Raw genomic sequence first — 15,695 nt, 5'->3', positions numbered from 1 at the left:
TTTCTATACGCGGCGCATAATTACCGCGACCACCAGACCGAGATTCCCGATCAGCGTCTGACGATAGACTCCTGAGCGCATAAAACCCCAAAGCCGCCCAAAAAACCTATTCTTTCTCGCTTCGGAAAATCGCTCAAGGATCTTTCTGTTTTCCGCGGTGAACCGATGGCTGATTACCTGCAACGAAACAATATTGTTATCAATCCAGCGCTGATAACGTCCACGCCAAAGTTCCTTTGCACGTTTACTGTTGTTACGAAACCCACGATTGGTACCAATGCAATTCAAACTGTGCTGGCGATAACGCACAGTGGGCGTTGCGTCATAATAAATTCGACCATTACAACCGCTGACAATCATGTAAGCCCACCAATCGTGAGACGCCGCAGGCACACGATCACCCGCCTCACGGATCAGATCCATCAGTGCCTGGTTGAAAACCATGGTATTTCCACCTGCAATATTTTGAACGAGTGCGTTCTGAAATGTTGCAGGCTTTGAAAAAAATGAGGAAAAACCGATACTCTGGCCATGCTCATCAATTAGCTCAGTGCGCGAACAATAGAGTGCCGGCACAGAACTATCGCCACCGGCGAGCTTATCTACAGCTATCTGGAGTTTATCCTCATTCCAAATATCATCCTGATCGCACCATGCATAATAGTCGGCATTTACATCAGCTCGACAACTAACGGATAAAAAATTCCGGGCAAATCCCTCAACTGGGCCGTGAGTCAGTTCAATGCACTCATGCCCTAAGCGCTCAACGTGAGCTGTAACGATGGCTCGTGTAGAATCACTGGAGCCATCGTCAGAAACATAGATTTTAAAGTTCTGATGGGTTTGACGAGAAATTGAAGCTATTTGCTCTTCGAGGAAGCGTTCACCATCTCGTGTGCACAACAATACGGCGACAGAAGCAGTAGCAGCCAAGCCCACACCATCCATTGGTACGTGATCGGGATCTAAACCTTTTGAAATCCTGTTTACAGTCACGTTTCGTAAATCCCCAAAATCCAAGTATCAGTGCCGATAGCAATAAAAATTTGCGTTTCACAAGCCGAGAATACTTTCGAGCTGTTTCTCTAGCGTAAAGTTCAAATTCGATACGCACAAAAAGCGCGACCAGCGCAAATCAGAAAAATCTGTTCTCGAATTGGCATTTTCCACTCCAGCTGTACGATTGTCTATCCTACTCTGAGTGAAAATCGATTCTCTAACACATTGCAAATTGCCACTAGTCAAATGTTCACCACTTTCCATGTAGGAAATACCTTACACATACGACGGCAGACCTTGTTAGACGAAACAGCAGTAGCCCTCAAAAATTCATGAATTGAAGGCCCTCAATATTTTTCTGACGCCCTATAAATGGGAGTTTCGTCCAGTATTTATTGACATTCACCTCAAAAACACAATTTTCGAAATGTAAAAAGCGCTCTAATACCCTCCTGTCGATTGGTTTTAAAGATCCTGGAGTTCGCAATGCCCCATGAAGGCAATCTGTTACAAGCAGCCGTGGTGTTCCTGCTCGCCGCCGTGCTGACCGTACCCCTGGCCAAGCGCCTGCAATTGGGCGCAGTGCTGGGTTATCTGTTTGCCGGCGTGATCATCGGCCCGTCGGTATTGGGCCTGATCGGCAACCCGCAAAGCGTCGCGCAGTTCTCCGAACTGGGCGTGGTGTTGCTGCTGTTTATCATCGGCCTGGAGCTGTCGCCCAAGCGTTTATGGGTGATGCGCAAGGCGGTATTTGGCGTCGGCCTGGCCCAGGTACTGCTCACCGGCCTGGTCATGGGGGTGGTGGCGTTGTGGCTGTTTGGCCAGTCGTGGAACAGCGCCATCGTGCTCGGCCTTGGCCTGGCGCTGTCGTCCACCGCGTTCGGCCTGCAAAGCCTGGCCGAGCGCAAGGAGCTGAACCAGCCCCACGGGCGCCTGGCGTTTGCGATCCTGCTGTTCCAGGACATCGCCGCGATCCCGTTGATTGCCATGGTGCCGCTGCTGGCCGGCAGCGATCATCCGGCCACCGAAGCCCAGGGCCTGCAACACGTCCTGCAGATCCTCGGCAGTATTGCCGTGGTGATCATCGGCGGGCGCTACCTGCTGCGGCCGGTGTTTCGCATCGTCGCCAAGACCGGCCTGCGCGAAGTGTCCACCGCCACCGCCCTGTTGGTGGTGATCGGCACCGCCTGGCTGATGGAACTGGTGGGTGTGTCCATGGCCCTCGGTGCCTTCCTCGCCGGCCTGCTGCTGGCGGACTCGGAGTATCGCCACGAACTGGAATCCCAGATCGAGCCGTTCAAGGGCCTGCTGCTGGGGCTGTTCTTTATCAGCGTGGGCATGGGCGCCAACCTCAGCCTGCTGCTCAGCTCGCCGCTGGTGGTGATCGGCTTGACCCTGCTGTTGATCGGCCTGAAGCTGCCGCTGCTGTACGCCGTGGGCCGTATGGTGGGTGATCTCAACCGCGAAAGCGCCCTGCGCCTGGGTGTGGTGCTGGCAGCGGGCGGTGAGTTCGCCTTTGTGGTGTTCAAGATCGGCCGCGACCAGGGCCTGTTCGAACCGCACCTCTACGACGTGCTGGTGCTGACCATCACCCTGTCCATGGCCGTCACCCCCCTGTTGCTGCTGGTCTGCCCCAAGCTGTTCAAGCCCAAGGTCAAGCCGGTGGAAGTACCGGAGGAATATCGCACCATCGAAAGCGATGCGCCGCGCGTGGTGATCGCCGGCATGGGCCGTATGGGCCAGATCGTCGCGCGTATCCTGCGCGCGCAGAACATCTCCTTCATCGCCCTCGACACGTCGGTGGAAACCATCGAGCTGACCCGCAGTTTCGGCGGCATGCCGGTGTTCTACGGTGATCCGCAACGTCCGGAGATCCTGCACGCCGCCAAGGTCGACCAGGCGGAGTTCTTCGTGATCGCCATGGACGACCCGGAGATCAATATCAAGACCGCCGAACTGGTGCGCAACCTCTACCCGCATATGCAGATCATCGCCCGTGCGCGTAACCGCCAGCACGTGCACCGCCTGGTGGACCTCGACGCCTCGCCGGTTCGCGAGACCTTCTACTCCAGCCTGGAAATGAGCCGTCGCACCCTGGTGGGCCTTGGGTTGACCCAGGCCCAGGCCGACGCCCGCATCACCCGCTTCAAGCACCACGACCTGCAAGTGCTCGCCGCCCAGCACGCGGTGTACGACGATGCGGCCAAGGTGATGCAAACCGCCCAGGAAGCCCGGGCGGAACTGGCGCGACTGTTTGAGATGGATCGGCTTGAGGAAGAGTCCGACAAGGTGTGAGGCTAAGGATGAACGATATTGCGATTTTTCTGACAGAATACGCCGCAATTTCGTTCATCCTTGGAGCGCTTCATGGTCAATTTCACCAAGACCGCAGTCCTGTTGGCCCTCGCGCTTACCGCCGGCAGCGTATTCGCCGCCGCCAAGCCGGCCACGCAAACCATCTCCACCTTGGGCGGTAAATTCAGCTTCAACCTGCCCAAGGCCTACGCCGCCGACACCCTCCCGGCCGGCAAGGCCGAGGATGGCACCGCTGATACCCAAGGCACGATGTACGCCAACCAGAGCACGAAAAGTGTGGTGATCGTCGCCGAAACCGTGCGCAATGACGGCGTAACCATCAAGGACAACGACCCGCAGTTCCTCGATGGTGCCGTGGCTGGTTTCGTCAAGGACCAGAGCTCCGCCCTGCCCGACTTCAAGAAGCTGAGCGAAAAGAAACTGACCTTCAAGGGCCTCGGCCTGCGTCAGGTGGACAGCACCGCCACCCAGGGCGGTGGCAAGACCTTGAACTCCACGTTCCTCGGCGGCTCCGGCAACCACTTGCTGGTAATCCAGGCGATCTCGCGGGCCGATGATGCGAAGGGGCATGCAGCGCTGGTGAAGCAGATTACCGGCGGCAAATAACAAAGAGTCCTGACAACACCCATCAAAGGTGGGAGGGAGCTTACCCCCTCCCACCTTTGTTCAGCGCGCTCACTTCAAACTCGTTTCCAGCCAGGCCTTCAGATCCTGCACCTCCGCCTCACTGACCGTGTGGTTCATCCCCGGATAGCCATGAAACTCCGGCTTCAATCCAAGCCCCACCAACACCTCATTCGCCCGCGTCGCCGAGGCATAGGGCAGTGCCTGGTCCAGGGTGCCATGGCCAATAAAGATCGCCAGGCTGTTCAAGCGCTGATCCGGCCTGAGCTCAGCCTTGAGCACCGGCAGCACGCTGCCACTCAGCGCGGCAATGCCACGCACCAGCTGCGGGTCACGTAAAGCCACCTCATACGCCATGATCGCGCCCTGGCTGAACCCCACCAGGAATACCCGGTCAGGCTGGGTGTGATACTTGGCGGTGGCCTGGCCGACAAATTCCTTGATCAGCTTGGCGCTGCTGTGCAAATCGGCGGTCACACCATCGTAATCGCCGTCACCCGGGGTCTTGGTAAACCAGCGAAAGCCACTTGGCTGTACCGGTGTCGGCGCGCGGGCCGACAGGTAGGTCCAGGTGGACGGCAGTGCGTCCTTGATGCCGAACAGGTCCTCCTCATTGCTGCCGAACCCGTGCAGGAAAATCACCAGCGGCTCATTGCGCGCATCGCCCTGGGTCTGTTCCAGATACGCCAGCGGCAAATCGGTGTGCAATTCGGAATCGGCGTGGGCAACGCCGGCCACCAGGGTCAGCGCGAGGGCAAGCAGTTTGAACATGGGGCGTGACCTCAGGGTTTGCGCAACAAGTAAGTGTCCATGATCCAGCCATTCTCCAGGCGCGCCGCCTTGCGCACCCGTTCGATCTGTTCCGCCACGTCACTGACCTTGCCGCTGATCAATATCTCATCCGGCGTACCCAGGTAGGCGCCCCAGTAAATCTCCAGGTCCTGATCGGCCACCGTGCGGTAGGAATCTTCTGCGTCGAGCATGACCACCAGGGTATCGGCCTCGTTGGCCTGCCCCGCCGCCAGGCGACGCCCGGTTGTGATCTCGATGGACTTGCCGATACGGTTCAAGGGCACCTTATGCTGGGCCGCCAGGGCCTGCACACTGGTGATGCCGGGAATCACCTCGAATTCAAAGGTGCAGCGGCCACTGGCCAGGATCGCCTGCAGGATGCGGATGGTGCTGTCGTACAGCGCCGGGTCGCCCCAGGCCAGGAAGGCGCCCACTTCATCGTCGGCCATTTCTTCGTTGATCATGCGCTCGAAGGTGGCCTGCTTGTCGCGGTTGAGGTCCTGCACGGCGGTGGTGTAGTCGATATCACCGCGCACACGCTCGGGGCAGTCGGCCTCGACAAAGCGGTAGCCGGGTTCGGTGATATAGGTCTCGCAGATCTCGCGGCGCAGGTCGATCAGCTTGTCCTTGCTCTGGCCCTTGTCCATCAGGAAAAACACGTCGGTGCGGTTCAGCGCCTTCACGGCCTGCATCGTGATGTAGTCAGGGTTGCCGGCGCCAATGCCGATGATCAGGATGCGTTTCATGGATTGCTCTCATTGCGGGGCGTGGATTTTGCCATGTTCACGCACTCAGGCGTAAGTTTCCAGGCGCAGGCGCCACACCGTGTTGAAGCGCAGCTCGGTGGCGGACAGCGGCTCGACGTCGATCCGGTAGAACATCGACACCGGGCACTGCATGACATGCAGCAACGCGGCGCGGATGACAAAGGGATGGGTGATGGCCACGATGTGCCCGGGTTGGGCCTCCAGGGTTTGCATCCACTGCGCCACCCGCATGCACACCTGATCGACCGACTCGCCGCCATGGGGCGCGCTGGCACTGTCAGCGAGCCAGGCCTGCAACTCGTCGCCGTGCAGGCGACCGATGTCCACACCTTTCCATCGTCCGAAATCGCCATCGCGCAGGGCATCTTCAATCACCGCGTCACTGCCGAACAGTTCTGCGGTCTGCCTGGCGCGTGCCTCGGGCGCACACACCAGTCGCAGGGTTTTCTTATAGCGCCCGGCCAGGGACAGCGCCGCGGCTTGCCAATCCATCGCCACGGACTCGTTATCGGGAAAACGCCCGTACTGTTGAGCAGGCGTGGCGGCGTGGCAAATGAGGGTCAAGCGGGTGGCCTGCATCACTGCTCGCTCTGCATCGGGATAGGGCTCCGTATAGACCAGAAACACATGGGCGGAACTACTGAGTTTAGACACACCACTCCCTACAAGCCACACGTCGCAGGCAACAAAGCGCGATTACGCTGTCGTCTTTTCCCTGACCATTACGAGAAAATCCTATGACCATCATGTCCCGGCCGGTAGCCGTACAACCACAACCAGCCACAACCAGATCACCGGCGACCGCTCAGGACAGCGAACCGTCAATACAGGGCAGAACCAAACGATCACTGACTCAAACTCAAACCGTCACACAGTGGCCTGTGAATCCACCGCCCAACCCCAGGGATCCACGTTTTCAAAGCATCCAGGAACAAAGCAAACAATTGGTGCAGAAGAGCGATGAGGAAATGGCGAGCCAGTATGGCGCCGCATTGATGCTGCTGGAAAGTCGCAAAAACTCTGTGATAAAAGCCGGTGACCAGCCTCCCACGATCACTGACATTCCACCATTTTCCACCTTCGGCCAGGCTTGGGCACTCTTCACACTGGCGCTCAAACAAGAGCCGTTCGCAAGCTATGCCAAGAACAACAACATCGATATTTCCAGCCTCAGGTGGTTCCCCCATGCGGATTCGATGGAGTGCACTATCAATGGCAAGACTCAACTTTTCTCCCACGCTACGCCTGGCTGGCGAGAAGCCCGCGCCGCTGTCGCAGCCGCGGCAAAGGAGGTGGCTGCCGGTCGAGTTGAATCGTTCCAGTACACCGGCGAACACAGTGCCCCCATTGACGTAGTGGGTAACTTCTATGGTGAAGAGCCCGTGAACCGTCAGATCGATCTGCTCAGTTCAATCCGCGGCCTCCAGGGCGGCAACTTCAAATCCCTGACGCCCCACAACGGTCCGCTGGCGCCGCAATTCATGCGCGTCAGGACGGCACAAGGCGAAGTAGAGAACGCCATCGCCACGGCAACCTATAACCACACCCGGGGAGTAGCAGACGCCAACCGCACGCCAACAATCTCGCAACGTGTCGAGGAGGCCGACCGGGAAATGGCGCGCAGAGTCAGCAGTTGGGTAACAGACAGGGCCACATACAGCGGCCCCAACACTCGTCTGTGGAACGGCTCTAGCACCTACAACCTTCCTCAAGATTCATCCTATGCACAGGCAGTGGAAGCCTATAAAGCGTCCCTCTCCAGCGACGCTTTTATGAAGTTCATGCAAAAACACAACATAGATCCCACAAGCGTAAAGATCCATTCATCGACGGGGGAGTTGAGGTGCTGGAGAACGGATTCAGACGGCAACAGACGAATGTCCACATTGAGCGTAGAAGGATCTGAAGAGTGGGCGGCCCTTCAACCCGCCATTTTGAAAGCTGCTCGCAACATAGCAGGTAGCACTTCGATGTTCGTGCCGAACTACAACCACCCCAACTACACTCACTCTATCGTGGCAATCATGGAGTTTTACGGAGTCCGCGAGCATTACGGCTCAGCCCAGTGGCTCGAACAAAACGCAGCACTCATTCGCGATGGTTTCCCTGCCCTGGACAAACACAATCCTCCGAACGACGCACTCTCCCTTGCTGTGCGCGAACGCCAACAGGCAGCCGAGCAGCGCTTGGCGCGCATGGAAGGACTTCCAGCCCCAATCCTACCAACGCCAACGCCACCATTCAGACGCAACATCATCGACGCGTCTATACACGCGCCAGCCACGCCGTCCGCCTTCGGGCCAGTGAGCACCATCGGGCAACATCTGTTTGAAGCAGAACCGAATAGGCAAACAGTCGTAGCCGAATTGCTCAAAGACGCCATCAGTACGGCATCACCCTCGCTGGACTTTGATGTCAGGCATTTGACCGTGGCCGCCCCAGGTGGACACAAGACAAGGTTGATGGACTTGGCCATGAACCACCTCCATGGCGGTGAAGTTCCGGTTTTCGATAGTCAATTCAAGTTTTTCGACACCCGGCCTGAAGTGCTGGCACATACCGGCAACCGGACGGGAACCGAGCTTGCCATCGATAAAGCGGCCCTCCAACTCGCGTTGACCCAGCTACCAGGCCAGGTGGACGAAAAACTTAGAACTGCCTTGCTCAACTATTGGAGCGATCCACCGTTCAACGAGCCTGTCCCGGGCTCCAGCCCTGACGCGTCGGTAAGTATCACGCCCATTTTCGCCGGCGACCGTCGGTTGATGCTCAGTGACTTGGTGCGCAGCAACCTGCGTCTGGCCAGTCTCAAGCACCCAGGGTTGGATGACGTGCAACGGGAAACCCTGGACATGGTTGTGAGGTATCCCCACGGCTCGACACGCCCCAAACTGGCGGATAATTCCGAAGTAACCGTGCACATGCTGGCCAGCATCGCGAATAACCATTCAGACACCCCGGAGTTTCAAACCCCCAACCTGGTTATCGAACGCAAAGTCGCAGGACGCACGATCGTGTTGGTCTGCGAACCGAGCGGCAAGGTAACCCCTTATGCCTCCCTCGCTGCCGTCAAAGATAAATGGGACCAACACCTCACACAGGCAAACGCGCAAGAAACATCCCGCAGCAGCTTTACCAAGGTAGACGTCGATGCGTTCTATATTCAGGCGAATATCATGATCAACGAGCATAAAGCAGAAGCATTGGCCACCGAGCCAACACTGCTCAACACGCAACAACCGGATCAATCTCGGCAAAAGGTGCCTGACTGGATAAAAAACACCTCCGATGCCAATCGCTTCATCTTGCACGACCTCGCCCTGGAACTGGCGAGTTATATGCACCGCCACCAAGAGCAAACCTATAACAGCGGAATCCCAGACATCCGTACGTTCATCCAGAACCAATTAAACGCACTTTCTCCACCGCCGGTACCCTATGACATCAATGACGTGGAGGTGGTATTTCACACGCCATATGGCGTGCCAACCAGCGGCTTCGGCGCCTTCCAAATCACCAGAATGTCCCTCAGCGACGCTTTTATTCAAAACCTTGCAGGACTACCGGGCGGTCGCATAGAGGTTCGTCACAAACCGACGGGGACATTGATACCCGCCCTGGGGCAAGAGGGGACTCTCAAAGAGCTGATTCAAAAATTAGATGTCGGCAAAAACTATCCCGAGCTGCTTAAACGCGAGTTGCTTGACGATCCAGCCAAAAAGACAGAACGTCAATTACGCTTTGCGCAACAAGTGCCAATCGAGTTGAAGATGAAAGCCTTGGAGCTGACCAGTAAAGGCGCTGAGGGTTTTGATAACGCCATGGGTTACCGGTACCTCCAGGCAATACTTGACCCCACGCCAGGGAAAAAGTATGTCAATGGCAACGAGATCACGATGCGTCCCTTGGCGTTCGAACGCGAGCCGGGCGCCACACCCGATGTCGTCGAAAACATGTTCCTGATCGAACCCAAGGACAGCTCGGTAGGCCCGCATATTCTCTATCGCCCCTTGATAGCAGAAGAGCCCTTGCTACAGTTTCCTTCGCGCCAGGCGTTAATGGAGGCACTGCGTAAAACAAAGTCGCTCCAAGATGACACAGTTGCCTGGCTGCCTAATGATGCGACCCGCACCATTTATGAACACGGTGGTTTCAGCGAGCCCCATCTACCGAGAAACAGCGCGTTTATCGATGAATTCACGTTACCGCGCAAGCCTGCCGCCCCAACGCTGGCGACCAACGGCGATGCCATCGACAGACTTGCAGAGAAGGTGCAATCCGGGCAGCTGATGGACTACCTCTACGATGCCAACGCCAAGGCCTTGGCAAACTTGGCCGAGCGCCAATCGGTATCCAATTCGCAAAGTCGTTGGGCGACCTTCAAAGAAGGAGGTTTCCTGCTACTTAACACAATACTGCCCGCCCTTCGCGGGCCTGCGGCCGTTATCGGCCTGGCACTGCAGACCCAGGGCATCCTCGGCGATCTTAAAACCCTGGCTAATGAAAAGGATGGCAACAAGGAAGCAGCCATGGCGGATCTGTTGGCCAACCTGGCATCGTTGGCACTTCATTTCAGTGTACGGCAACAATCCAAACCAGCCAGCGTTGCCCCACCGAGGCAGGTGCCGGCCAAACCACCCATAACTGTCGTTGAAAACAATCATTTGTCCACCACCGAAGTAACAACCTCGACTGCAACAGATGGAACGCAATATCGCCCCATCATTGACGCCTTCGAAAAAGACGGATTACTGATCAGAACCCTTCAGCTCAGAAACGCGCACCTGGAGTTTCATAACACAGGTGAGACCCTTGACAACATTCGCGCTCAGGGCGATGCCAACAGAGCACATGGAGGGCTGCGCAAATGGAGCCTGGCTCAAGCAGACTTGCTGCCCAACTACTACAAAATGGGTGACAACGCTGGAGCACTGCCGCGAAACATGGCCATCTTGGCGTTTCCGGAAAAACTCCAGGACAACATCACCGCCATACATGAAAAAGATGCCTTCTCTGGGAACATCCAGGCCGATACGCGTTACATAGGGCGGGAGAACGCCCGCAAAGGCATGCAAGACTTATTGACGGACCTGAAAACCCAACAAAGCGAGCATCCCGAAAACCCACTTGAAAACAGCGAAATCCAGACCGTGGGCGTGCCACCCGACGCACTGGCCGGCCTGGTTTTCTATGGTTCAAACGGTCAGACTTGGGAGGCCGCCAAGCCACAGTTTCAGAGAGCCATTAACCGAGCCGGCCCCGAGTTCGATGGGAAGTCATATCCTGTCTTTACCTACAAGGTCGAGGAAGGTAAAACCAGACTGGTATACCTCGAAACACTCAAGGTTGATACCAAGGCAAGCTAACGACACCGTTAGCTTCGCACTGCTGCACTAGTCAAACCACTCCCGCCGCCCCTCAAAGGTGCTGACGATCAACTCGACGATCATCTGCACCGCCTCGGGGTGGCGCACCTGCGCATTCACCGCCAGCCACACCTGGCGCTGCATGCTGTCCTCGGCCAACAACCCCGGCAACGCCACCAGCCCCCGGTCGAAGCTGCTCATGTAGTGCGGCAGCAAACCGATGCAGGCGCCGCAGCGAATCATCTCCAGCATCAGCGAATAGGCATGCACCTGCACCACCGCCGCCAGGCGCTGTTGCACCACCTGGTTCCATGGCTGCAGGGCCTCGACCTGGGCGTCCGGCTGCCATTGCACCAGCATGTAGTCAGCCAGGTCTTCCACGCTGTCCGGGCGCGTGGTCAGGCGTGAATAGCGCTTGGCGATATGCGGCAGGTACCGCAATCGCGCCAGCGCCCGCGGCGGTTCGGTGACAAAGCTCGGGCCGGGCACCGGGCCGTCGGTGTCCGCCAGCCACAGCACCACATCCACGTCCACCGCTTGCAGGGACAGGTGGCTGTCGAGGGAGATGATCTCCAGGCGCACGCTGGCATTGCGGCGCAGCAAGGCGATCAGGTCGCGACCGAGGATGTCGTGCAGGATCGGCTCGGCCACCGCCAGGCGAATCAGCGGCTGTTCCAGTACCGGCAGGCGCCGTTCATGGGCCAGGGCGATCAGCTGGGCCTGCAATTGCTGGCCGTCGCGGCTGAGCACCAGGCCGTTGCCCTGGTAGCTGAACAGCGCATGGCGCAGGTGTTCCTCCAGCTGGGCCAGGCGCTTGCGCAACAGGGTTGCCTTGATATTCAGGCTGCGCGCGGCCTGCATGAAACAGCCGCAGCGCGCACTCACCAGAAAGTAGCGGGCCACCTCCGGGTCGATCTCGCTGGCCAGGGCCAGCCAGGCACTGCGTGGCTCGGTAGGTGCACGGTAAGCAGTGGGCCCCTGTGGGGCAGACGGTTCGAGAAATGCCATGGGAGACTCCCTGTCTGGTTGGTCTGTGCATCCAATGCGGGTTGAGGCGTGTTACTCCAGCACTTTGTTCAACTCGGCGCCGTCGATACTCAAGGTCGCGGTGTTGAGCATGCCTTCCAGGTAGGCCTTGGCGATCTGTTCCTGGCGCTGGGCGCGCAGGGCCTGGGTCAGGCGTTCACGCAGCTCGTCCAGGGTGGCGGTACGCGCCGGCTGCTGGCCGATGAGCTTGAGCACATGGAACCCGGCCGGGCTCTGCACCACGTCCGAGACCGCGCCGACCTTGAGCCGCGCCACCGCGCCGCGCACCTCCGGCACCAGTTGCTGCAACGGCTGCATCCCCGAATCGCCACCGCGCGCGGCACTGTCGGGGTCCTGGGAAAACTGCGTGGCCAGGGCGGCAAAATCAGCTGGCGCGGCCTGGGCCTTGCGGCTCAGTTCCTGGGCCTGGCGCCGTACGGCATCGAGGTGTTGCGGGTCATTCACCGCGAGGAAAATCTGGCTCACCTGGTACAACGGCGGCGTCACCCATTGCGCCTTGCCGCTGTCGTACGCCTGTTGCAGTTCGGCGGCGCTGGGGTAGTCCGCCGGTACCTGGCTGACCGACAGCATGTAGTCGCGAAACACGATCTGCTCAGCGGCGGCGCGGGTCTGCTGCTCCACCTCCGGGCGCTGGCGCCAGCCCTGGGCATCGGCCTGTTCAAGCACGGCTTTTTGCGCCAGCCTCGAGCGAATCCAGGTTTCCAGGGCGCCACGGTTGCCGCGCAGTTGCTCGCGGGATTCGGCCGGCAGGCTGGCCAGCACGCTTTTCAGCTCCGCCAGGTCGATCTGCTGGTTGCCCAGGCGCGCCACCGCTGGCCCGCTCGGCGCGGGATTGATCACCGGCGCCGGTTGCTGCGCCGCCACCGGGTCGCTGCCCGGCCGCAGGCTCAACGCCACGGCCACCACCAGCACAGCCAGCGCCCCCGCGCCGAGCATCAGGGTTGGCTTTTTCACAGCACCGCCGCCTCTTCACCCACCGCGGCGGCCTGCAACTGCGCGGCCTGCTGGCTGTACTCACGCAGGTAGACGATAAATTCCTGCAACAGGCGATCCCACAATTCCAGCTGGCTGCGCAGGTGCGTGACGCCAACCCCGGCCACCACCACGTCCATTTCCATCAGCAGGAACTCGCCCTGCACAGACAACCGCGCAAAGCGCCGCGAGGCGTTCCATACCGGGGCCAGGCCTTCGGGCAACTCGCCCTGCACCCGCAACGCGCAGCTGTAGGTGAAGTCCACATAGCTGCCCTGCTCCGCCGCCGGGTTGCCGAAGCGCACGGCAAAGCCGATGCCCTGGCTGGCGCTGAGCAACTGCACGATGCCGTTCTGCTCGCTCTGGTTAACCCGGTAGCCGGCGTCCTGCAGCAGGTCGGTGAGGCTCTGGACGGTGACGCTGGTGATCAATTCGCTCATGGTGATCTCTTCCTTGTCTATCAGTGATTGGCGGCTGCCTGGGGCGCATCAAAACGGCTCTTGTACAGATCGTCGCCAAAACCCTGGGCCAGCTCCTCGAACTTGACCCGTGCGCTGCTGGCGAACGGCTGGCGAATGCTCATCACCTCGGCCACATCGATTTTTTCGTAGGCCGCGAGCAGTTGCTGGGCCACGCCGTACATCTGTTGATTCTTGACTGAACATTGCTGCACTTGTGTGTCACGTTCGCTTAAGGCCGCCTGCAGGCGCGCGCGCTCGGCTTCCTTGCCCTTGGCCAGCACCAGCAGTTCGTCATAGGCCTTCTTGAACTTGCCGATCTGCTCGTTGCTCGCCGCCACCTGGGCCTGCGCCTGGCTGTGCAGGCTCTGTTGCTGGCCGGCCAGTTGCTCAGCCATGCCACGGGCTTTTTCCAGCTCGGCGGTCAATTGCTTGATTTGCGCCTGGGCTTGTTTGGCCTGGTTTTCGGCGGCCAGCCGTGCGGCACTGGCCTGGGCCTGTTCGCTTTGCAGCGCCTGCAATTGCTGGGTGGTGCTGCGCAATTGCGTGCGCAGGCGTTCCTCCATGCCTTCGGCCGAAGCGCCGGTGCTCACCAGCAGCAGTAACAGCGCGCAGATTCGTGTGTTCATGTGGCGTCTCCCTGCGCATCAAAAGCGCGTGTTGAGTTCCAGTTGCATCACATCGACTTCGAACGGCTGGCCATACACTTCGGACGCGCTCAACCAACGCGCACTGGCGTAGATGTTCTTGTCGATACCGTAGTTGCCGCCAATGAAATAGCCCTTGGCGTTGGTGCCGCCCAGGTGGAACGACGAGTCGTTGAAGCCATCGGGCAAGGCGTCGGGCTGGATGTACTTGTAGCCGGCCAACAGGTTCCAGTCGCCGCGCTTGCGCATCTCCAGGGCGCTGCCGAGGGTGAACGAGACCATCAGCGCATTGCCGCCACTTTCAAACTGACCATTGCTGTTGATGTTGTTGACGATCTCGCCTTCGCTGCGCTTGAGCATCTCGCCCTTGTCGTAGGCCAGGTTGTGAATGAAGTTGGCCTGGCTGCGCAGCTTGAAGTCGCTGGGCAGTTCGCTGTCCCAGACCAGGTTGAGGTCCAGCACATCGAACTTGGACGCCAGGCCTACGTATTGCGGGTCGGGCGTGCGGACAGGATCCGCCGGGTTGGTGGTGTTGTTGCGCAGGTTGAACACCGTGTTGCCTTTCTGCATGAAGGCCACGCGCGTGCCGTCGGTGTCGCAACCTGCCGCGCCCTGCCAGGTGGAGCAAGGGCTGGAGCGCTCGCCTTCGATGTCCTGGAACTGGTAATAAGCGGCCGCGAGCTTGAGGCGGTTGCTGCGGTTGATCTTCCAGTCCGCGCCGATCTGCCCGCCAAACAGCCATTTGGTGTCGCTGTCTTCCTTGTCGATACCATTGGTGCTGGCGGTGTCGGAGGTGTACTCCACCGGGAAGGCGCCGAGGGTACCGAACAGGCCCCACTCGCTGTTGAGGCTGTGGTTGAAGATCGCCGCCACGCCGTCGAAGTTGAGGTCGTTGGAATACATCATGTCGGTGGAATAGAACGGGTTGCCGATGCGCCCGGCGGTCAACGTCATGTAATCGGTGGTTTTCCAGCTCAGGTAACCCTGGTCGAGCCAGATGTCCTTTTTGCCAAAGCCGCCGCCCAGGGTCTGGGTGGTGGACACCGGGTTATTGTCGGAGCCGGTGGCGATGCGAATGCCGGCGGTCCATTCCGGCGAAATCACCGCTTTCATGCCCAGGCGTGCACGCAGGCGGAACAGGTTCTCGCGGTCCTCGCGGGTGTTGAGCAGCGGCGGGAACTTGGTGTTGGAGTTTTTGTTGACGTCGTACGGGCCGGTGTCATTGAGCTTGGCAAAATCGGTGATGTTGTTGCTGTTATTGCCCGAGAAGTAGCGCGACTCGTCGCGCAGACGAATATCGCCATCAAAGCTGATGCGCGAGATCCAGTCGGGGAACGTATTGGGTTGCGCCCAGTTTTCCTGCTTGGCGGTGGACATGACTTCGGCTTTGACCTGGTCGCGGATCTGGTCGCGCACCGACTGCGGCACGTACTGCACGCGCACATCCCCAGGCGCGGTCGCCGGGCCGCTGGCAACCACCGGCGTGGCGTTGGCCTGACGGGCCTGCTGGGCTTCCTTTTCGGCCTGGGCGATCAGCCCATTGGCGGTGTCCTGGGTCAGCACACCTTGCTGCACCAGCAGGCGGATCAGGTTGATGGTGACGTTTTCCGAAGGCGCAACCGGGGCGGCCGCCGCCTGCCCGACCAGGGTCGCGATGACCATGCCAACCGCCAGGGTCAGTCGATTCACGGGGGAAATCATGTGTAC

Annotated in this window: 12 protein-coding genes; 3 read left to right on the top strand and 9 right to left on the bottom strand. The window is 59.2% G+C overall.

Annotated elements, in window-relative coordinates:
- Positions 1-3 precede the first annotated feature (3 nt).
- Complete coding sequence (locus NIBR502773_RS27535) at positions 4-996, bottom strand: glycosyltransferase family 2 protein (RefSeq protein WP_257228077.1); 993 nt, start codon at positions 994-996, stop codon at positions 4-6.
- A 489-nt stretch (positions 997-1,485) separates the two neighbouring features.
- Between NIBR502773_RS27535 and NIBR502773_RS27530 the strand changes: the two genes are divergently transcribed.
- Together NIBR502773_RS27530 and NIBR502773_RS27525 are read left to right on the top strand one after the other, a co-directional pair.
- On the top strand, positions 1,486-3,294 hold the full coding sequence (locus tag NIBR502773_RS27530; protein WP_065939811.1) for a monovalent cation:proton antiporter-2 (CPA2) family protein: 1,809 nt from the start codon (positions 1,486-1,488) through the stop codon (positions 3,292-3,294).
- Positions 3,295-3,366: 72 nt separating this feature from the next.
- On the top strand, positions 3,367-3,921 hold the full coding sequence (locus tag NIBR502773_RS27525; RefSeq protein ID WP_141157441.1) for a hypothetical protein: 555 nt from the start codon (positions 3,367-3,369) through the stop codon (positions 3,919-3,921).
- A gap of 69 nt (positions 3,922-3,990) precedes the next feature.
- Here the strand turns inward: NIBR502773_RS27525 and NIBR502773_RS27520 are convergent, their stop codons facing one another.
- From NIBR502773_RS27520 to NIBR502773_RS27510, 3 genes are read right to left on the bottom strand one after another with little or no spacing between them, the layout of a single operon-like run.
- On the bottom strand, positions 3,991-4,710 hold the full coding sequence (locus tag NIBR502773_RS27520; protein WP_141157440.1) for an alpha/beta hydrolase: 720 nt from the start codon (positions 4,708-4,710) through the stop codon (positions 3,991-3,993).
- A gap of 11 nt (positions 4,711-4,721) precedes the next feature.
- The gene (cobF, locus tag NIBR502773_RS27515) at positions 4,722-5,477 is read right to left on the bottom strand and encodes a precorrin-6A synthase (deacetylating) (RefSeq protein WP_141157439.1); all 756 of its coding nucleotides are present in this window, start codon (positions 5,475-5,477) and stop codon (positions 4,722-4,724) included.
- Positions 5,478-5,522: 45 nt separating this feature from the next.
- Positions 5,523-6,077 (bottom strand): histidine phosphatase family protein, encoded by a 555-nt coding sequence (locus NIBR502773_RS27510; protein WP_141157883.1) that lies wholly within the window; start codon positions 6,075-6,077, stop codon positions 5,523-5,525.
- A gap of 158 nt (positions 6,078-6,235) precedes the next feature.
- Between NIBR502773_RS27510 and NIBR502773_RS27505 the strand changes: the two genes are divergently transcribed.
- A complete protein-coding gene (locus NIBR502773_RS27505) occupies positions 6,236-10,864 on the top strand; it encodes a dermonecrotic toxin domain-containing protein (RefSeq protein ID WP_141157438.1) in 4,629 nt (1,542 codons plus the stop codon).
- Between the two features lie 27 nt (positions 10,865-10,891).
- Here the strand turns inward: NIBR502773_RS27505 and NIBR502773_RS27500 are convergent, their stop codons facing one another.
- The 5 genes from NIBR502773_RS27500 to NIBR502773_RS27480 are packed head-to-tail and all read right to left on the bottom strand — an operon-like array spanning position 10,892 to position 15,689.
- A complete protein-coding gene (locus tag NIBR502773_RS27500) occupies positions 10,892-11,872 on the bottom strand; it encodes a LysR family transcriptional regulator (RefSeq protein WP_141157437.1) in 981 nt (326 codons plus the stop codon).
- A 51-nt stretch (positions 11,873-11,923) separates the two neighbouring features.
- Positions 11,924-12,865, bottom strand: a complete 942-nt coding sequence (locus NIBR502773_RS27495) for a peptidylprolyl isomerase (protein WP_141157436.1) — start codon at positions 12,863-12,865, stop codon at positions 11,924-11,926.
- Positions 12,862-13,323, bottom strand: a complete 462-nt coding sequence (locus tag NIBR502773_RS27490; protein ID WP_065924373.1) for a YbjN domain-containing protein — start codon at positions 13,321-13,323, stop codon at positions 12,862-12,864. Before NIBR502773_RS27490 ends, NIBR502773_RS27495 begins: the two co-directional genes overlap by 4 nt.
- 20 nt (positions 13,324-13,343) lie before the next feature.
- Positions 13,344-13,970 carry a DNA repair protein gene (locus tag NIBR502773_RS27485; protein ID WP_115488587.1) on the bottom strand — a complete coding sequence of 209 codons (627 nt, stop codon included), beginning with the start codon at positions 13,968-13,970 and terminating at the stop codon, positions 13,344-13,346.
- 18 nt (positions 13,971-13,988) lie between these two features.
- The gene (locus NIBR502773_RS27480) at positions 13,989-15,689 is read right to left on the bottom strand and encodes a putative porin (protein WP_141157435.1); all 1,701 of its coding nucleotides are present in this window, start codon (positions 15,687-15,689) and stop codon (positions 13,989-13,991) included.
- Positions 15,690-15,695 lie beyond the last annotated feature (6 nt).

Origin of the sequence: Pseudomonas sp. NIBRBAC000502773, assembly GCF_006517195.1 — a bacterium.
In the GTDB taxonomy this organism is placed as follows: domain Bacteria; phylum Pseudomonadota; class Gammaproteobacteria; order Pseudomonadales; family Pseudomonadaceae; genus Aquipseudomonas; species Aquipseudomonas marginalis.
Note: the sequence above shows the minus strand (reverse complement) of the source record. Positions and strands in the feature narration are given on the sequence as shown.